This is a genomic window from Streptomyces coelicoflavus (assembly GCF_003112555.1).
Lineage (GTDB): Bacteria > Actinomycetota > Actinomycetes > Streptomycetales > Streptomycetaceae > Streptomyces > Streptomyces coelicoflavus.
The window spans coordinates 78346-95967 of record NZ_BEWB01000022.1; the positions used below are offsets into that span (position 1 = coordinate 78346).

General features: G+C 69.7%; 22 protein-coding genes. 4 read left to right on the forward strand and 18 right to left on the reverse strand.

The window, feature by feature from the left end:
• Positions 1–62: 62 nt before the first annotated feature.
• The 4 genes from Sco07f_RS38045 to Sco07f_RS40280 all read right to left on the reverse strand — a co-directional run bounded on the left by Sco07f_RS38045 (position 63) and on the right by Sco07f_RS40280 (position 3539).
• Positions 63–482, reverse strand: coding sequence for a hypothetical protein (locus Sco07f_RS38045; RefSeq protein WP_244942249.1), 420 nt, complete (start codon positions 480–482; stop codon positions 63–65).
• 207 nt (positions 483–689) lie between these two features.
• Positions 690–1799, reverse strand: coding sequence for an MFS transporter (locus Sco07f_RS38050; protein WP_374201130.1), 1110 nt, complete (start codon positions 1797–1799; stop codon positions 690–692).
• A gap of 143 nt (positions 1800–1942) precedes the next feature.
• On the reverse strand, positions 1943–3337 hold the full coding sequence (locus Sco07f_RS38055; protein ID WP_108990608.1) for an FAD-dependent oxidoreductase: 1395 nt from the start codon (positions 3335–3337) through the stop codon (positions 1943–1945).
• A gap of 31 nt (positions 3338–3368) precedes the next feature.
• Entirely contained in the window at positions 3369–3539 is a 171-nt protein-coding gene (locus Sco07f_RS40280) for a hypothetical protein (protein ID WP_167468340.1), read from the reverse strand.
• 74 nt (positions 3540–3613) lie between these two features.
• Here Sco07f_RS40280 and Sco07f_RS38060 point away from each other — a divergent pair, with 74 nt between their 5' ends.
• Positions 3614–3979 carry an ArsR/SmtB family transcription factor gene (locus Sco07f_RS38060; RefSeq protein ID WP_108990609.1) on the forward strand — a complete coding sequence of 122 codons (366 nt, stop codon included), beginning with the start codon at positions 3614–3616 and terminating at the stop codon, positions 3977–3979.
• A 25-nt stretch (positions 3980–4004) separates the two neighbouring features.
• Here the strand turns inward: Sco07f_RS38060 and Sco07f_RS38065 are convergent, their stop codons facing one another.
• The gene (locus Sco07f_RS38065; protein WP_108990610.1) at positions 4005–4349 is read right to left on the reverse strand and encodes an ArsR/SmtB family transcription factor; all 345 of its coding nucleotides are present in this window, start codon (positions 4347–4349) and stop codon (positions 4005–4007) included.
• Between the two features lie 46 nt (positions 4350–4395).
• Here Sco07f_RS38065 and Sco07f_RS38070 point away from each other — a divergent pair, with 46 nt between their 5' ends.
• Positions 4396–5442, forward strand: a complete 1047-nt coding sequence (locus Sco07f_RS38070; RefSeq protein WP_108990611.1) for a flavin-containing monooxygenase — start codon at positions 4396–4398, stop codon at positions 5440–5442.
• Here the strand turns inward: Sco07f_RS38070 and Sco07f_RS38075 are convergent.
• The 4 genes from Sco07f_RS38075 to Sco07f_RS38090 all read right to left on the reverse strand — a co-directional run bounded on the left by Sco07f_RS38075 (position 5426) and on the right by Sco07f_RS38090 (position 9362).
• Positions 5426–6763 (reverse strand): hypothetical protein, encoded by a 1338-nt coding sequence (locus tag Sco07f_RS38075; RefSeq protein ID WP_159107048.1) that lies wholly within the window; start codon positions 6761–6763, stop codon positions 5426–5428. The two genes, Sco07f_RS38070 and Sco07f_RS38075, sit on opposite strands and share 17 nt — an antisense overlap.
• A 117-nt stretch (positions 6764–6880) precedes the next feature.
• Positions 6881–7945: an ArsO family NAD(P)H-dependent flavin-containing monooxygenase gene (locus Sco07f_RS38080; RefSeq protein ID WP_108990613.1), complete on the reverse strand. Its 1065-nt coding sequence runs from the start codon at positions 7943–7945 to the stop codon at positions 6881–6883.
• Entirely contained in the window at positions 7942–9057 is a 1116-nt protein-coding gene (arsB, locus tag Sco07f_RS38085; RefSeq protein ID WP_108990614.1) for an ACR3 family arsenite efflux transporter, read from the reverse strand. The genes Sco07f_RS38080 and arsB overlap by 4 nt, the downstream gene beginning before the upstream one ends.
• Positions 9054–9362: an ArsR/SmtB family transcription factor gene (locus Sco07f_RS38090; protein WP_030329993.1), complete on the reverse strand. Its 309-nt coding sequence runs from the start codon at positions 9360–9362 to the stop codon at positions 9054–9056. The genes arsB and Sco07f_RS38090 overlap by 4 nt, the downstream gene beginning before the upstream one ends.
• Positions 9363–9457: 95 nt before the next feature.
• On the opposite strand from Sco07f_RS38090, the gene Sco07f_RS38095 reads away from it, so the two are divergent.
• Both Sco07f_RS38095 and trxB read left to right on the forward strand, forming a co-directional pair.
• Complete coding sequence (locus tag Sco07f_RS38095; RefSeq protein WP_108990615.1) at positions 9458–9880, forward strand: arsenate reductase ArsC; 423 nt, start codon at positions 9458–9460, stop codon at positions 9878–9880.
• Entirely contained in the window at positions 9877–10848 is a 972-nt protein-coding gene (gene trxB / locus Sco07f_RS38100) for a thioredoxin-disulfide reductase (RefSeq protein WP_108990616.1), read from the forward strand. The genes Sco07f_RS38095 and trxB overlap by 4 nt, the downstream gene beginning before the upstream one ends.
• A gap of 161 nt (positions 10849–11009) precedes the next feature.
• Here trxB and Sco07f_RS38105 read toward each other — a convergent pair whose 3' ends face one another.
• From Sco07f_RS38105 to trxA, 9 genes are all read right to left on the reverse strand, one after another.
• Positions 11010–11924, reverse strand: coding sequence for a site-specific integrase (locus Sco07f_RS38105; RefSeq protein ID WP_159107049.1), 915 nt, complete (start codon positions 11922–11924; stop codon positions 11010–11012).
• 1011 nt (positions 11925–12935) lie between these two features.
• Positions 12936–13262 carry a helix-turn-helix domain-containing protein gene (locus tag Sco07f_RS38110; protein WP_108990618.1) on the reverse strand — a complete coding sequence of 109 codons (327 nt, stop codon included), beginning with the start codon at positions 13260–13262 and terminating at the stop codon, positions 12936–12938.
• Positions 13259–14239 (reverse strand): tyrosine-type recombinase/integrase, encoded by a 981-nt coding sequence (locus tag Sco07f_RS38115; protein WP_108990619.1) that lies wholly within the window; start codon positions 14237–14239, stop codon positions 13259–13261. Before Sco07f_RS38115 ends, Sco07f_RS38110 begins: the two co-directional genes overlap by 4 nt.
• 296 nt (positions 14240–14535) lie before the next feature.
• Positions 14536–14898, reverse strand: a complete 363-nt coding sequence (locus Sco07f_RS38120) for an ATP-dependent DNA ligase (protein WP_244942250.1) — start codon at positions 14896–14898, stop codon at positions 14536–14538.
• Positions 14899–14952: 54 nt separating this feature from the next.
• Positions 14953–15651, reverse strand: a complete 699-nt coding sequence (locus Sco07f_RS38125) for a hypothetical protein (protein ID WP_159107050.1) — start codon at positions 15649–15651, stop codon at positions 14953–14955.
• A gap of 171 nt (positions 15652–15822) precedes the next feature.
• The gene (locus tag Sco07f_RS38130; protein WP_108990621.1) at positions 15823–16002 is read right to left on the reverse strand and encodes a hypothetical protein; all 180 of its coding nucleotides are present in this window, start codon (positions 16000–16002) and stop codon (positions 15823–15825) included.
• A 315-nt stretch (positions 16003–16317) separates the two neighbouring features.
• Complete coding sequence (locus Sco07f_RS38135; RefSeq protein ID WP_108990622.1) at positions 16318–16665, reverse strand: DUF6233 domain-containing protein; 348 nt, start codon at positions 16663–16665, stop codon at positions 16318–16320.
• Between the two features lie 114 nt (positions 16666–16779).
• A complete protein-coding gene (locus Sco07f_RS38140) occupies positions 16780–16983 on the reverse strand; it encodes a hypothetical protein (protein ID WP_108990623.1) in 204 nt (67 codons plus the stop codon).
• 177 nt (positions 16984–17160) lie between these two features.
• Positions 17161–17487: a thioredoxin TrxA gene (gene trxA, locus Sco07f_RS38145; RefSeq protein ID WP_108990624.1), complete on the reverse strand. Its 327-nt coding sequence runs from the start codon at positions 17485–17487 to the stop codon at positions 17161–17163.
• Positions 17488–17622: the final 135 nt, after the last annotated feature.

The following is a 17622-nucleotide window of genomic DNA, read 5'->3' on the forward strand; positions in this document are numbered from 1 at the left end:
GAGACCCGCGGTCCTTCGCCAAGCTGAAAGCCGGCCATTTCTCCTGATTCGTCCGCGGCAGCTCACCGCACGCGCGTCACGGTGACCACGGCATGCCTCGTCGTCCCCGCCAGCACCTCGACGAGCAGTCCGGGCTCCGCCGCCGTGAACGACTCGCCCCCGGCCGCCCGACCTCGTGCGGCCGGGGCAACGGCCACAAGCGCCGCCGCGACCTGCGCGGCCAGCTGCGCCCCGAGCCGCTGAGACAACGCAACACGGCCGTCAGGCAACCGCACCGCCAGCGCCCGCGGTCGACCCGCCGCCCCCGTGAACCCCACCACCTCCGCGTCGATCGTCTCCGCGTGTCCGACCTTCTTCCACGACGACGACCGGCCTGCCTGATAGGGGGCGCTCCCCAGCTTCGCGACCACACCCTCGACGCCCGAGGCGACAAGCGTGTCGTACCAGACCCGCGCCACCTCGACGTCGTCCGTCGCCGACACGGCCTGAATCGGCGAAGGCGACGGGAGCCCCCCCCCAGGACGTCCAGCATCATCGCCCGCCTCTCCTCGTACGGACGCGCACGCACGTCCCCCGTCGGAAGCGCCGGGACGTCCCACACGGAGGCAGACGGGTTCGTGGATTCCTGGAGGATGCGATCGCTGAACCCGCGCGGCATTACCCAGTTGAGGCCGGGCACCAAGGCGGGTTCATCTGTGCTTGACAGGGATGACTCGGCAGTCAGAGCGGTTGGACGCATCGGCGGTCCACGGTGCGATGAGTGCGGCGGCCACGGAGACGGTGGCCAGGAGGATGAAGAGCGGTCCGTAGCCGCCTAGGGACACGGCCAATGCGGCGCCGGCGAATGGCGCAAGGGCTGCCGCGGTGGTTGCCGGTGCCGCCAGGAGTCCGGAGAGGCGGCCGTAGTGGGTGGTGCCCCATCGGTCGGTGATGGCGGTGGCTTGGAGGAGGGTGAGGTTGCCGCGGACCATGCCGGCAACGACTGAGACGGCGATGAGTAGGGCGTACGGGCCGGGGACGGCGGCGAATGCGGCGGTGGTCAGTGCGCCGAGCGCGATCAGGATCGTTGTGCGGGCTGTTGCGGCGGTGCGATGCGCGAGGGTGGCGTACAGGGTGCGGCCGAGGGTCTGCCCAGCGCCGCCGATGCCGAGGGCCCAGGCCGCTTGGCTGGTGGTGTACCCGCGTTCTAGGAGGAGCGGGACGAGGGCGATGACGACGGCGTACATCGCGAAGCCGGACAGAGTGAAGGCGGCGGCGAGCAGGAGGAACGGTCGGCTGCGTCCGATCTCGGCAGCGCCTGGGGACCCGTGTGCGGGGCTCGTTGGGGCGTCGGGCCAGGGTGCGCGCAGGGCCAGGGCGTGGGCGGGGATGGTGACGGCGGCGAGGATGCCGGCGAGTACGAGGTAGGTGTGGCGCCAGGACAGATGGTCGGCGAGAGCTGCGGTCAGGGGCGCGAAGACGGTGGACGCAAGCCCGCCGGCGAGGGTGACGACGGTCAGGGCGCGCACGTGGTCGGGTGCCCACCAGCGGGTGAGGGCGGCGAACGCGGGCTGGTAGAAGGTGGTCGCCATCGCGAGTCCGGCCAGCGTCCAACCGGCGATGAAGACCAGGACGTTGGGGGCTGCGGCCACGATTAGCAGGCTGACCACGCCGAGCACGGAGCCGAGGGTCATGACGGTGCAGGGGCCGCGCCGGTCGAGGATGCGCCCGACGCGGATTCCGGCGAGGGCGGAGACGACGAGAGCGAGGGAGAACGCCGCGGTGGTCGCTCCGGTCGGCCAGCCGGTCGCGGCGGTGATCTGGGGGTTGAGGACGGGGAATGCGTAGTAGACGATGCCCCAGCTGGTGATCTGCGTGGCGCAGAGGGCTGGCAGGGCGGCGCGGGGTCGCGACCGGTCTCCTGTTCCGGTCGCGACCCCGCCGTCGCGGGTGTTCAGGTCGGTCACGAGCCGCAGCAGCCGCCTGCCGGGGCCTGCTCGGAAGCGGCCCCGACCGTGGCGGGGGCGCCGAGCTGGACGAGCTGCGGCGCGGGCGCGCAGCAGCCGCCGCCGTCGGCTTCCTGGGCGTCGGGGGCGTCGAAGAGGCCGGCGCCGCCGCAGACTCCGGTCTCCGGGAGGGTGAGTTCGACGCGGTCGGCGGAGGCGAGGTCGCCGGCGATTGCGGCGGCGACGGAGCGGACCTGCTCGTATCCGGTCATGGCGAGGAATGTTGGGGCGCGGCCGTAGGACTTCATGCCGACCAGGTAGACGCCCTGCTCGGGGTGGGAGAGCTCGCGGTGGCCGTGCGGGTAGACGGTGCCGCAGGAGTGCTGGTTGGGGTCGATCAGCGGAGCCAGTTCGACGGGCGCCTGGAGGCGTTCGTCGAGGCCCAGGCGCAGCTCGTCGAGGAAGGACAGGTCGGGGCGGAAGCCGGTCAGGACGATGACCTCGTCGACCGGGTCCAGGCGGCGTCCGTCCTCGCCGGCCAGGACCAGGCGGTCGTTGGCGTCGCGCTCGATCGCCTCGGTACGAAAGCCCGTGACCGCGTCCGCGTGGCCTTCGTCGACGGCGGCCTTCGCCGCCAACCCGAGCGCGCCACGCGCCGGGAGCTGGTCAGCCTCGCCGCCACCGAAGGTGGAACCCGAGATGCCCCGGCGCAGGATCCACACCCCCTTCGTGCCCTCACCGCCGTCGGACTTGGCGAGGTCGGCCAGGTAGGCGAGCGCGGTGAAGGCGGAGGCACCGGAGCCGATGACGGCGGTGCGCTTGCCCGCGTACCGGGCGCGGACGGCGGGGTCCTTCAGGTCCGGGACGCGGTAGGCGATCCGGTCCGCGGCGGCCTTCTCGCCGAGGGCGGGCAGGCCGCTGCCGCCGACCGGGGACGGCGTGACCCAGGTGCCGGAGGCATCGATGACCGCGCGGGCGAAGGCGCGCTCCTCACGGCCGTCGGCGTAGGTGATGTGCACGACGAACGGCTGCTGCTCCCGGTCGGCGTCGACGATGCGGTCCCGGCCTGCCCGGGAGACACCGGTGACAGTCGCACCGGCGCGGACGCGGTCGCCGAGGACGTCGGCGAGCGGCTGCAGGTAGAGGTCGGCCCAGTCGCCTCCGGAGGGGTAGGCGGCCGGGTCGGGTCGCATCCAGCCGGTGGGGGCGAGGAGCTTCTCGGCGGCCGGGTCGACGACCTCGCCCCAGGTGGAGAACAGGCGCACGTGGCTCCACTCGCGCACCGCGGAGGCGGCGGCTGGTCCCGCTTCCAGGACCAGAGGCTCGATGCCGCGCTCGACGAGGTGGGCGGCAGCGGCCAGGCCCGTGGGGCCGGCTCCGATGACGACGACGGGGAGCTGCTGGGTGCTCATGATGCTCGGTCTCCTTGAGGGGCGAAGGGGGTCAGCGCGCGTGGGTGAGGGCGGTCAGCTGGTGGTGTTGGCGGTGTTCTGCCGCTCGGGTGGCTCTGTCGCTGACCTGGGCGCAGCTGTCGCAGAAGCTGACGCCGGCCAGGTGGCGGGCGGTGCGGCGGGCCCGGGCCACCGAAAGCACGGTACGGAGGGCGGTGGTCACGACGACTCCTTGTTTCGATGCCTGTCGATACCTCGGAGCTTGCCACTCGTATCGACGAGTGTCAACATAGACACATGTCGAATCCAGAGGTTGTGGAGTTGCCCGTTCTGCAGGACGGCGACGTGGTGCCGTGCTGCCCGCCGATCACGGCCGGGGAGCTGTCCACGGCGGATGCGCAGAAGATGGCGGCGATGTTCAAGGCGCTGTCGGATCCCGTGCGTCTGCGGCTGTTCTCCAAGGTCGCCTCGCATCCGGGCGGGGAGGCATGCGTGTGCGACATCGCCGACGTCGGCGTCTCCCAGCCGACCGTCTCACACCATCTGAAGAAGCTGCGCGAGGCCGGCCTGCTGACCTCGGAGCGGCGCGGCACCTGGGTCTACTACCAGGTCGCCCCGTCCGTGGTGGCGGCCATGTCCGCCATGCTCGATCTGCGTAGCTGACGGCTGCCCCGAGGCGGGCGGGCTGTCAGTCGCCGCATCCGGGTGGGCAGCAGCGCAGCAGGTACTCCTTGAGCGCGTCCATGCGGCTCGCCATCGTGGCGCCGTCGGCGCGGTAGAAAACCTGCTTGCCCTCCTTGCGGGAGAGAACCAGGCCGCCGCGGCGCAGCAGGCTCAGATGCTCGGACGCGGTCGAGGACTTGAGGCCGCATCGCTCGGCGATCTCCCCGACGGTCAGCTCGCGACCGCCCGCGAACTGCTGCATGACCAGCTGGCGGGTCTCGCTCGCCAGGGCCTTGAGGAAGTCGGCCGTCGCCGGGTCGACCCCCTCGCCCGCCTCACCGTTCGCCGCCTCTGCTTCTCCCTGGCTCATATTTCGTCACTTCCCGAAACAACGACATTTACAGGAGAAGGTTCTCATGGAGCACCACGCCGACCTCATCGTCATCGGCGCCGGCCAGTCCGGTCTGGCCACCGCCGCCCTCGCCCCGCGCCATGGCTTCGCCCGCACCCTGGTCCTGGACGCCGCCGAGCAGACCGGCGGATCCTGGCCGCGCTACTACGACAGCCTCACCCTGTTCTCCCCCGCCCGGTACTCCTCGCTGCCCGGCATGCGCTTCCCCGGCGACGGCGACCGCTACCCGACCAGGGACGAGGTGGTCGACTACCTGCGTGCCTACGCCCGCCGGCTCGACGCCGACATCCGCACCTCCACCACGGTCACCTCGGTGCTGCCCCGCGACGGCGCCTGGGCGGTGCGCACACAGGACGGTGCCGAGTTCACGGCGCGTGCGGTCGTGGCCGCGTCCGGCGCCTTCCGCAGCCCGTACACGCCGGACGTGCCCGGAAGCGAGGAGTTCGCCGGGCAGTCGCTGCACGCCGCCGACTACCGCAGCCCCGAACCCTTCACCGGCCGACGGGTCGTGGTCGTGGGCGGCGGCAACTCCGCGGTGCAGATCGCCGCCGAACTCGGCACGGTCACCGAGACGACGCTGGCCAGCCGCCGGCCGATCGGCTGGATGAAGCAGCGACCGCTGGGCCGGGACGTCCACTGGTGGTTCAAGCACACCCGCTTCGACACCGCCCCGCTGAGCCGGCTGCTGGAGAAGATGCCGGTGTCCGTCCTCGACGACGGCCACTACCGCACGGCTCTGGACACCCACGGCGTCGAACGGCGCGAGATGTTCACCCGCCTCACCCCGGACGGTGCCGTATGGGCCGACGGCGCCAAGGAACCGGTCGACGCCGTCATCTGGGCCACTGGCTACCGCCTCACCCACCCCTACCTGAACGACAGCGGCGCCCTGGACGCCGACGGAAGGCCCCGGCACCGCGGCGGCATCGCCACCGTTCCCGGGCTCGGTTTCGTCGGCATCGAGTTCCAGCGCAGCTTCTCCTCCAACACCCTGCGCGGTGTCGGCCGCGACGCCGCGCACGTCCTGACCCGGCTCAGCCGCTCACGCTGACGTCAGAGCTCTCGGTCGCGCGGTTCCACTCCTCGCTGTAGACCTGGATCTCTTCCTCGGACAGGTCCAGGTCGCCGTGGACACGCACCGCGCTGGTGTCCCATGGCCGCACCCCGTCGCGGCGCGGAGTGAGCAGGACTCCGAGCGTGGAGGATTCCTCGGCCCGGCCGGTACGCGCGGTGACCTCGTGGTGGCGCAGCTGCACGTACGCGGAGAAGGCGGCCTCGATGATGGGGTCGAAGCGGGTGGCCGCGCCCACGATGAGCTGCCGGGTGCCGTCCTCTTCGAGCAGGCGCCGGAAGCGCCACTTGCAGTGTTCCTCGGGCACTTCTGGCACGTCACGGAGCATGTCCAGCAGCAGGTGACCCCACTCGGCCCGGGCCGGCACCGGCAGCCGGTCGAAGTCGGACAGCACCGTGAAGCGGTCGCCCTCGGCCACCGAGTCGCGCAGGAGGCTGGTGGCCACGTCTTCGAGCATGATGCGGATCATGAGGTGGGCGTGGGTGCCGTCCGAGCCGGCCGGCGCCTGCGGCAGCCGCGGTGTGGAGAACAGCGTGCCACCCGGACCGACCAGCTCGGTGTCGATGTCCTTGGGCGGCGCGGCGGCATCCGCGGCGGCCAGCTCGTAGAAACGGACCGGCTCCTCACCCAGCGGCACGGGCTCTTCGGCAGCTGCACGGAAGAGGTAGTCGAGCACTGCGGTGGTGGAGCGCAGCTGGTCGAACAGGAAGTCCCAGTCGCGGCGGGTCAGCGCGATGGCAGGCATCCCGATCGGCTCCCAGGTGGCCTGGGCGCCCTGCGGGACCTGGGGGTGATCCAGCAGGAACACCGCGACCCATTCGTAGGCGTTGCCGTCGACCTGCAGCGTCCGGGCCCGTCCGTTGACCATGTCGGCGGGCAGCATGCGCAGTTGCCGCACGGTGCCCTTGGCCTGGCTCATCGCCTTGGCCGCCACCTTCTGGATCCAGGCGACCTCCTGGGGATCCGGTTTGGGCTTGATCGTGCGTGCCTTGACCTGGACCACCGCGCCTCGCCTGCCGGCCAGCAGCAACCGGTCGCCCAGCTCCCGGCGCCCCGACCCCTTGGTGGCGTGATCAGCCTGCTGGAAGACGAAGTCGGGCATGCCCCACGTGGCTGCGGCGGTGTGGGCGGCGGCCTCGGCGCCGGAGCCATGGTCGACGCCGGACGGCAGGGGCAGGGCCGGAGGTATCCGCCGCACGTAGGGCCCGTTGGGAGTCTCCACAATGAGGGTGAACGCGCTGGGGTCGTCGTCCTGGACGTAGCGCCACAGCTGAGAGGGAGAGGAAGTCGGGTCGGTCATGGCGCCCATTAGACGCCGCGTGACCCGGCTGGCGCGGCGGATTTACCACCACCCCGCTGGGTGCGACAGCAAGCCCAGCAGATGGTCTCTGCTAGCCGTGCAGACCGGACCGCGAGGTCAGGTGCTCAGCTGACGCGCGATCTGCTGGACGGCCTCGCGAGCAGGGCGGCCCACGCCGATCAGGGTGGCGGAGGCCGGGCCGGTCCAGTCGCCGTAGCCGAGCAGGTGCAGACGCGGCTCGCCGAGGGCGCGCGTGCCGGCGGTAGGAATGTGCCCGCGCGGGCCACGCAGGGTCAGGGGGGCGAGATGGGCCAAGGCCGGGCGAAAGCCGGTACACCAGACAACCGCATCAGCACCGCTGTGGCTGCCGTCGTCCCACCGGACCCCGTCGGCGGTGAGCCGGGCGAACATCGGCCTGACGCTCAGGAGTCCGGCGCCGCGGGCGGAACGGACGGGCGGTACGGCCACGATGTCGCCGAGCGAGGCCACCCCGCCGGTGTCGCTACGGCCTTCCTCGAGGGCGCGGCGGCGTGCGGTGGCGACGTCGAACAGGGCACGCCCGTCGATGTCGTCCGGCAGGAAGCGCGGCGGGCGCTGGGTCACCCACGTCACCTCGACGCGGCCGTCCAGGGCGAGGTCGGCGGCGATCTGGGCGCCGGAGTTCCCGCCGCCGACCACGACAACGCGCTGCCCGGCGAAGTCGGCCGGGGAGCGATAGCTGACCGTGTGCAGATGCCGTCCGGTGAACACTTCGCGGCCGGGGACGGTGGGGAGGAAGGGCCGCGACCAGGTGCCGGTGGCGCTGACGACCGCGCGGGGCCGCCAGGTGCCGGTGTCCGCCTCGACCAGGAGGTGGTCGCCGTCGGGCCGTACGGCGTCCACGCGGGTGCCGTGCTGGACGGGCAGGTCGTAGCGCTTCTCGTAGTCGGTGAGGTAGTCCACCACGTGCCCGGCATCCGGATAGGTCTCTCCGGGCTGGGCGGGCATGAGCCGTCCGGGCAGCGAGGAGTGCTGGGCCGGGGAGAACAGGTGCAGCGAGTCCCACATGTGCTGCCAGGCCCCGCCCGGCGCCGGATCAGCGTCCAGGATCACGAAGTCGAGACCCTGGCGGCGCAGGTGGTAGCCGGCGGCGAGCCCTGCCTGGCCTCCGCCGACCACCACCACATCCGTGCGCTGCGTCACGGCGCCGTCGTCACCGCGTCGGCGGCGAACTTCCGTCGCCAGGCGAGCGCGACATAGACCAGGCCGATCAGGACCGGGACCTCGATGAGCGGGCCGACCACGCCCGAGAGGGCCTGGCCGGAGGTGACACCGAAGGTCGCGATGGCGACCGCGATGGCCAGCTCGAAGTTGTTGCCCGCCGCCGTGAACGCCAGGGTCGTAGTGCGGTCGTAGGCCAGACCCAGGCCCTTGCCGAGGAGGAAGGTGCCGAAGAACATGACCGCGAAGTAGACCAGCAGCGGCAGCGCGATGCGGGCAACGTCCAGAGGCTGGGAGGTGATGGTCTTGCCCTGCAGGGCGAAGAGGATGACGATCGTGAACAGCAGCCCGTACAGCGCCCACGGGCCGATCTTCGGCAGGAAGCGCTGTTCGTAGCCCTCCCGGCCCATCCTCTTCTCACCGACGCGGCGGGTCAGGAAGCCGGCCAGCAGCGGGACGCCGAGGAAGATGACCACGTTCAGCGCGATCTCCCTCATGGAGATGTCCAGGTGCTCGCCGTCGCCCAAGCCGAGCCAGCCCGGCAGCAGGTCGAGGTAGAACCAGCCGAGCAGGCCGAACGCGATGACCTGGAAGACGCTGTTGAGGGCCACCAGCACGGCGGCGGCTTCGCGGTCGCCGCAGGCAAGGTCGTTCCAGATGATCACCATGGCGATGCAGCGCGCCAGCCCGACGATGATCAACCCGGTGCGGTACTCGGGCAGGTCCGGCAGGAAGATCCACGCCAGCGCGAACATGACCGCGGGGCCGAGGATCCAGTTGATGACCAGGGAGGAGATCATCAGCTTCCGGTCGCCGGTGACGGCGTCCAGCTTGTCGTAGCGGACCTTCGCCAGGACCGGGTACATCATGACCAGCAGGCCGAGCGCGATCGGCAGGGAGATCCCGCCGATCTCCACCTTCGCCAGCGCGTCGTTCAGTCCAGGGATCACGCGTCCGAGACCGAGACCGACGGCCATGGCGATCAGGATCCACACCGCGAGGTAACGGTCGAGGGTGGAGAGCTTCTTGACGATCGAGTCGTCCCCGCCGCCAGCCGGACGAGGGGCGGCGGTGGTGGGCTCGGTGGAAGTCACGGGCAGGCCCTCTTGTTCTCGGCGGCGGTACGGGCGGAGGCTGCAAGCTCCGCGAACTGCTCGGACAGGCCGGCCAGGACCTCGGGCTTGAGCTTGTAGTAGGTGAAGCGGCCGCAGGGCTCGGTCTCCACGATCCCGGCCTCGCGCAGCACCTTCATGTGGTTGGACAGGTTGGTCTGCTTGGCTCCGGTCTCCTCGACCAGGTGCGTCGTGCAGAGCGTTTCGCGCGCCAGCAGGGTCACGATCTTCAGGCGGAGCGGATCGCCCAGCACCCGGATCACGTCAGGATCGACTGAAGTCAGCATGCACTGATACTCTCACATCATCGCCCGCTGATACCAGCGGGGGCTGAAGTCATTGGCGGCTGGGTTCCGCCATGCGACGAGAGAGAACGATCACCATGGCCGACAAGCCGTCCGTCCTGTTCGTCTGCGTCCACAACGCCGGCCGCTCCCAGATGGCCGCCGCGTGGCTGACCCACCTGGCCGGCGACCGTGTCGAGGTCCGCTCCGCCGGCTCCAACCCCGGCGACCAGGTCAACCCGGCAGCCGTCGAGGCCATGGCCGAGGTCGGCATCGACATCTCCAAGGAGACGCCGAAGATCCTCACCGTCGACGCGGTCCGCGAGTCGGACGTGTGCATCACCATGGGCTGCGGCGACACCTGCCCCGTCTTCCCCGGCAAGCGCTACCTGGACTGGAAGCTGGAGGACCCGGCCGGCCAGGGCGTCGAGGCCGTCCGCCCCATCCGCGACGAGATCAAGACCCTCGTCGAGGGCCTGATCGCCGAGATCGCCCCCGCGAAGCCGGAGGCGACGGCGTGAACGAGATACGCGAGGTCGTCATCATCGGATCCGGCCCCGCCGGATACACCGCCGCCCTCTACACCGCCCGCGCCCAGCTGCGCCCCCTGCTGTTCGGCAGCTCCATCTTCGTCGGCGGCTCGCTGACGACCACGACCGAGGTGGAGAACTTCCCCGGCTTCCCCGAGGGCGTCGACGGCCCGGTCCTCATGGAGAACATGCGGGCCCAGGCGGAGAAGTTCGGCGCCGAGATGATCGACGACGACATCGTGGCCGTCGACCTCACCGCCGACATCAAGCTCCTCACCGACTCCGCGGGCACCGTCCACCGCGCCAGGACGGTGATCATCGCCACCGGCTCCGGCTACCGCAAGCTCGGCATCCCAAACGAGGACAAGCTGTCCGGCCGGGGCGTCTCGTGGTGTGCGACCTGCGACGGGTTCTTCTTCCGCGACCGGGACATCGTCGTGGTCGGCGGCGGCGACACCGCCATGGAGGAAGCCACCTTCCTCACCCGCTTCGCCCGCTCGGTCACCGTCGTCCACCGCCGCTCCACCCTGCGCGCCTCGAAGGTCATGCAGGACCGGGCCTTCGCCGACGACAAGATCTCCTTCGCGTTCGACAGCGAGATCGCCGAGATCAAGGAGACCAGCGGCATGCTCGGCGGCGTCGTCCTGCGCAATGTCTTCACCGGCGCCACCCGCGACCTGGACGTCACTGGCCTGTTCATCGCCATCGGCCACGACCCCCGCACCGAACTCTTCAAGGGCCAGCTCGACCTCGACGCCGAGGGCTACATCACCGTCGCCGCCCCGACGACGCGTACGAGCCTGCCCGGGGTGTTCGCCGCCGGCGACGTCGTCGACCACACCTACCGCCAGGCCATCACCGCCGCCGGCACCGGCGCCGCCGCAGCCCTGGACGCCGAGCGCTACCTGGCCGCCTGGGGCGCGGCAGAGGTCGAACGGGTAACTGCCGTCCCGGCCTGAGCGGGCTCGCCAGCGGGGTCGTCCGGAAACCTCCGGGCGGCCCCGCTGCTGTCGTTCACAAACCGGCCTCCACTGGGAGGGCTGGGGGAACGCTTCTGCGGATGGCCACGGCACCGTAGTGCGTGGCGGCCTTTCAGCGACGGCGAACAAGTGCATCAGCTTCAGCGGATTCGCGGCAGCGCCTTATCGGGGTGCGCCGTGTGTACGTACTTCACGGCGACCCGGGGGTGGATCCCGAAGAGCCGCACGAGACAAACCGGGTCTGCCGTCTCACGAGCCTCGTCGAGCACGCGGTCGGCCCACAGCTGACGGGGCAGGAGCCCGATCTGGTCGAAGGCGGAGCGCATCCCGGTATAACTGATCTGCGGCGATGACGGATTCCGGTAGGTCTGAGCGGTGACGAGAAGGTGCGGGTTGGTGGCCTGGGGCCAGCGGGTGCGGCGTTCACGCAGCCAGTCGGCTACCAGCCGGGTGCTCAGGTCGTCGAGGTAGACGACGTGGATGTGCAAGCCCCGCCGCACCGTGATCGTCCGGTTCCTCAGATCCACGTCGGTCAGCAGGAGCCGGGCCACCTCCACAGCGTGGATGGCGTGGATGGCGACCAGGCCGACGATGAGGCGGGCGCGAGGCCCGTCGAGGCGGTCCAATGCCCCGGCGAGGCGGTCGCTGGACAGAGGCCGTGGCAGATTCACAGTGGCCTGCGCCTTCAGCCCGACGGTGGGGACGTGGAAGATCAGCCGTTCCTGCTTCAATGCCCGGAAGATGCTCCGTAGCGCGTTGAGCAGGCCGCGGGCCGCGTTTCCCCGGTGCCGGTCGAGCTCCGTCTGGATGTCCTTGCTCGTGATCTGCCGCAGGTCCTTCCCGGCGGCCGCCCACGCGGTCAGGGTGGAGGACGCCGTGCGGAAGTAGCGGCGGATGAGCCGGTAGGCGGCGGGTGGGTGCTCGTAGCGACCGGCGCCACGCATGACCTTGACCCAGGCGTGCATCTGCTCGGTCATCGGCTCGGGAAGCAGGTCGATCTGCTGCATCAGCTCCCGAGCGTCGTGTCGGTCGCGGCGCTCCACGCTCAGGCTCACGACTCTGTCCGGGGTTCGGCATTGGACGTCGGTGAGCAGCTGATGCGGTGTCTCGCGCAGTTGGTCGGCGTCGAGCAGAGAGTTGAGTGGCGGCCCCCTCGGCGGCGTCGAGGCCGTGATCACGGATGTAGGCCAGGCACCCTCGGCACAGCCCCTCCTCATGCACGGGCAGGTCGTCGCGTCGACAGCGCGGACACCGGCCAGGTGGATACCGCTCGGGCGTATGCCGCCAGGTCTCGCATCCACGGCAGCGCTTCGTCGTGATGCCCCAGCTGCCACAGTCCGCGCACGCCCTGGCCGGCCACAGTGCCGGCGGTGGAGCCGCCCGTGACTTCAAGAGCCCAGCTCGGTGCAGCAGTTCGGCCGCTGCCGCCTTCAGCGGCAACCGCACCTGATCGAGCATCTCCGGGGCGACGAGTGCCTCCCCCTCGGTATCCCGGATCGCGAGCGCGCACCGGATGATCCGCATCACCGTGTGGAGCCACGTCGCGGTCAGCCCTTGGGCTGCTGCCCGCTCCTCGGCCAACGCCCGTACCGCGCTCTCCTCCGGCCACGTCCGACCGCTGATCCGGCGCGCGTGCTCACGCTCCAGACGCCGCCGAACCGGGAACAGCGTCTGCTGTCCGAGCATCACGGCGGGACAGATCCTCGGATCGTCGATCGGCCGCTGGACCTGGCGCGGTCCCAGGTACGGGGCGGCGGCGCCGCGCGGTCGCGGGAGGTTTCGGCTCTCCTGCTGCCCGAGCCCGAGCACGTATACCCGCAGCTGCGTCGCGCCTGGGAAGACGGCCTCGAAGCCGGCTGCGATCTCCTCGCGTACCGCCATCACGCAGGGACGGCACAAACGATCTGCGTCCACCCGGTCGGGCCTGGCGCACCGGACACACCTCGCCGAGTCCGGGTGGGACTTGCGCCAGCCCACACAGCCCCAGCACAGACCGTCGCACAGCCGGTGCACACCCCAGTCCAGGCACACAGCACACTGCCGGATGACGCCCATGACCACCTCGGTCAGTTCGGCGGCCGCAGCTGACGCCGCCCATCGCGCCGCGGCACAGGCCGCACCGCCCCCGCCTCACCGCCGACCGCGCGCTGCGGCTCCTCCAAGCCCTCGGCGGGAGCTACCGGTTCGGCCTCCATCAGGTCCGCCACCGTGCACTGCAGCGCCGCGCAGATCTTGTCCAGGTCGTCCAGGCGCACCGTCACCGGGGTCCCGCCCCACAAGGCCGCGACCTTGCTCAGTGACGGGGTGAAGCCCACCGTCGCGAACGCCGCCTGCAAGTCGACAGGCCGCCAGATGTCGCACTTGGCGGCCGCCCAGCGCAGATTCCACTTCACCGTAAACTCCCGATATTCGCGACCAAGCGCTGCCCGGCCCGCGTGGCCGACTGCCGCCAGCGCTCCGCGTGCTCGGGGTCCGCCTGAGCCGTCGCCAGATAGTTCACCGTCGTAGTCGTCCAGGTATGTCCAAGAAGCCGCTGTACTTCCCACAGCGTCATCCCGCGCTCATAGTTATGGGTGGCGCAGGCGTGCCGCAGCAGATGCGGGTACAACTCGCCCACCGGCCCCGGCAGGTACAGCAGCGAGGCCGCCTTGAGGTTCCGGCGGAACGTTCCCGGGGTGATCGCCGCCGCGACCGGGATGTTCGCCGCCGCGAGCTCCACCGGCAGCCGCTCAGAGGGAAACAGCGGCGCCAGCGGATGCTCCGGGTCGTCGTGGAAGAGGCCGCGGACCTCCTCGACGTACCACCACACGAGCTCGCGGCACTCCTCGAACATGAACGCCTCGCGCGGCCTGGGCCCGGAGCCGCGGGCGCCCTTGCCCTGCACGACGAACCGGCCCCACTTGCCCAACTCCCAGTGCACATCGCACAGGCCGACACCACAGAGCTCGGACGCCCTCACCCCGGACAGATAGTCGAGCTTGGCCATCACGTAGTCCCGGCACGCGACCGCCGGCTTGCGAGCCAGCGGCAGCGCATCGCGCCACGCGGCGAAGTATTCGCGCATCGCCCGCTGCGAGGGCGGCACCCGCAGCCCGAAGTCACCACGATGTCGCGGCCGGTTGAACGGGTCGACCGGCGACTCCACCGCGGCGCCGAACCGGCGATGGATCTCACCGGCGTAGCGCTGTTCCAAGAACGCGAAGTACGCGTCGATCTTGGTGATCTTCGTACGGACAGTCGACCGAGCACGCTTCCCGGGTCCTGCGAAGTAGCAGTCGAGCAGCGTCGGGGTGAGCTGCCACGGCACGAGGTCGTAGTGCTCGCAGATTTCCAGCACCGGTTTGACCAGCTGGTCGATCGAGGACGGCATCAGCCCGGCGGAATCACGCGCCCACTGGTACTCCGCCAGCGTGTCGAAGAAGTACGACCGCTCGTCCTGCTGCCCCGCGCGGCCCGCTCGGTGGGTGTGCAGGGAGAAGACCTCTGCCAGCCCGTCCGGCGGCGACCCGATGTCGGGGTGCGAGTTTCGAGATCCCCCATAGATCCGCAGATTACGAGTGGCACTCCTGGAATCTGCGAGTAACTACGAGAACCTCACACCGTCGAGGGATGTCTCGAACAACGGTCTCTCACCTGCTCACATCCATCGATCGCGCTCTCGGGACCTCACGAGGAACTCGCGCGCACTCCAGTTATCAGCAACGCCGGGCGCTGTGCCGCCAGCTGCCGGGCCCGAGCCGGCGACGACGCCGCCCGAGACTGCGCCGCCTCGAAGGACACCCTGCCGTCGACCACGACGACCGCCTCGCCATCCAGAACCACACCCGGCGGCAACGCCATCCCAGCCACAGCCAGATCCATCCACGGGCCGGTCACATCCCGCCCCGACCGGGCCTGAAGCCGCACCGTGTCAGCCAGCCGCCACAGAACCGTACGGGGGCCGTCCATCTTCACCTCGTACCACCACCGCGGCCCCGTAGGCAGCCGCGGTACCAGCTCGGCGAGCGCCACGTCGACGGGGAACTCCACACCACCAGCCTGCGACGTTCCTCCAAGCGGCGCGCGCCGTCTACGCCCGCAAGCTCAGCACAAGGCGCCCGGCTCGTACGCCACAACCCGCTCGGCCTCCTGGTCCCACACCCAGACCGGCGTCTCCCGCCACAGTCTCGGGTAGTCCTCGTACGGCATCGCGAACGGGTTCTCGCCATGACCGGCCAGCGGATCACCGCTCTCACCGTTCACCCAGCCCACGGGCATCCGACGAGGTCGCCAGTCGGCGCTAGCGACGAGGATCGCAACCACTCCATTGATCTTGATGCTGGTTTCCGGGCGAGACAGGGGCAGCCGCCACTCCCGTTCGTGCATCCACGAGATCCCGTTCCCCGTGTTCACCGCCCAATGGCCGAGCGCCGCCCGCTGAAAACGCCGCTGAACCTCCCGCGGCACGTACGCCACCGCGCCACCACCGAGTCCGTTCACCACCTCCCGCGTAGTGACCAGACCCCATGGGTCGAAGTGCCTCCATCGGAACAGCTGAGCCATGTGCTCCGGAGAGCACTCCGAGAAGCACACACAGGGCCTCCCCGAGGCGCCGGCCTCAGCAGCGCCGAAAGGCGGGAACGCCCGGAACTGCTCCTCCCGCAAGATCGACTCCAGGCGCTGAGCCCCGTTCATCGAACGGATCTCGTCCGGCACCCAGTCCGGGCTTTCTCCATTACGGCTCGTGAAGTGATACAGGTACTCGCTCTGTGCCGGTCCAGTAACGCCCAACTCGAAAGCCATCCCCACCCCATGTCTCAGTTCGTCGCCGCCAACGTCATACAGGACGTCAAGCCGAGACGGCGCGCCGATAGCGCAACTCCGACCACCCCTGGCAGCGCGCCGAGTATGGCGGCGGAACGGAGCAGCCCCCCGGCCGCTGAGCGCGACCAGGGGCTTGGAAGGGGTTCCGTTTCAGACAGCGTTCCGGTAGCGGATGCAGCGGAGGAGCGGGACGCACGCCAGGAGGGTCATCTCTGACGGGACCTGCGGAAGCAGGAAGATCACGGTGCCGGTGATGACTGTGTTGAACGCGTCCTGCCACTCGGGGCGGCGGTACTGGAGCCCGACGGGCTTCCAGAGCTGTGGTTGCATGGTGTCGTCCTTAATGCGATTTGCTCGTATCCACGGACATCTCGGGGATCGCCCTGGCCGGGGCGGTCCCCGTCCGCGTTGCCGACGACGGTATGCGGTCGCTACAGGGGTTGGCGTCATCATGGGGCGTGCATCGGCCACCAGGGCAATTCACGGCCTGACCTGCGGAGTTGGATCACCTACCCCATCTCTGGGGCAGCTCTGCAGAACGCTGACCTGCGGGCTTCGCGGAAGCAAAGTTGATCTGCGCGGATTGCCTGCGGCGCATGGCTGAAAATCGTTCTGTGGCGTGAGCCACACACGGGGTAGCGGCGGTCACTCCAGCAGTCCCAGCGCCGTATCCGGGCGGCAAAACGTGCACGCCGGCACCTGGTGTCGAATTGCCTCCATCGCCTGTTCGCGCGACACCGGACGACACCGCTCCGACCCCTCGACGGTCCAGCAGTCCCCTGTGTGCACCGCGTCGATGTTCTTCGGGTTCAGGCCGTGTTGCAGTAGCCATTCCGGAGGGGGCGCGCCTCCCTCTGTGTGGCGGCGGCGTTCCGCTTCCCGTCGCTCCTCTGTGGCGATCCATCCGTCGATCTGCCGCAGTGCAGCACCGGCCTGCTGCTCGACCACTCGGCGGGTGAACCGCAGCAGTTCCAGACGAGAAGGTTCGCTCACAAGTTCGAATATAGTCGCCCTGCCAGCGGCCAGGGCTGCGAGGGGGCTCGTTGTCCTCTGACAAGTGATCTTGACCGATTGCCAGGTGAGTTTGACCGGCTGAGCGGCCGCAGGTCAGGTGTAGACGTTGCGGCCGTACTCCTGACGGCTCACCTGGAAGTCGCCCGGCCGGTCGCGGCGGAGTTCCTCGTATCGAAGCCCGAAGATGTCGATCGCCTCATGGAGTGTGCAGCCCGACGCGTCCATGATCGCCTTGAGTGCCAGGACGACGTGGTGGTCCAGGATGTGGCGGTCCACGATCTCTGGCAGCTTTTCCATGGATCGACCGTACCGATAGCCGTTCGACCATGGCGGTCAATATCTCTTGGCAATCGGTCGAGATCACCTGTCAGGGGGACAGTGGGCTGTCCTCTGTCACTGCGCATGGACCGATTACCAGGCAAGTTGGACAACTATGGCGTGGTCGGAGACTGTCGGGAGCGTGACCTGTGCTGGTCAGACGTGACTGTTGACAAGCGCGGTGATCTGGGCTTTCGACAGTGCACCCACCTTTGTCTGCGCCACAACCCCGTTCTTGAAAATGATCAGGGCAGGGATGCCTCGGACGCCGAACTTCGCCGGCGTCGCCGGGTGCTGGTCCACGTCGATCTTCGCAACCTTGAGCCTGTCGCCGTAGTCCTTGGCCACCTCGTCGAGAAGCGGTGCGATCATCCTGCACGGCCCACACCACGGTGCCCAGAACTCCAGCAGCACGGGCTGGGCAGAGTTGAGCACGTCCCCCTCGAACGACGCGTCAGTCACATGCAAGATCTGCTCAGGCATTGGCTCTCCTCACAGCAGTTGTCTACGCGATACACCACGCCCATGGCACCGCTTCCAGCAGCAGGCTTCCACTCAAAGCCGCCGAAAGGACCAACCTCCCGAGCAGGCACTTCACCCACGCCAGCCGCGAGAATG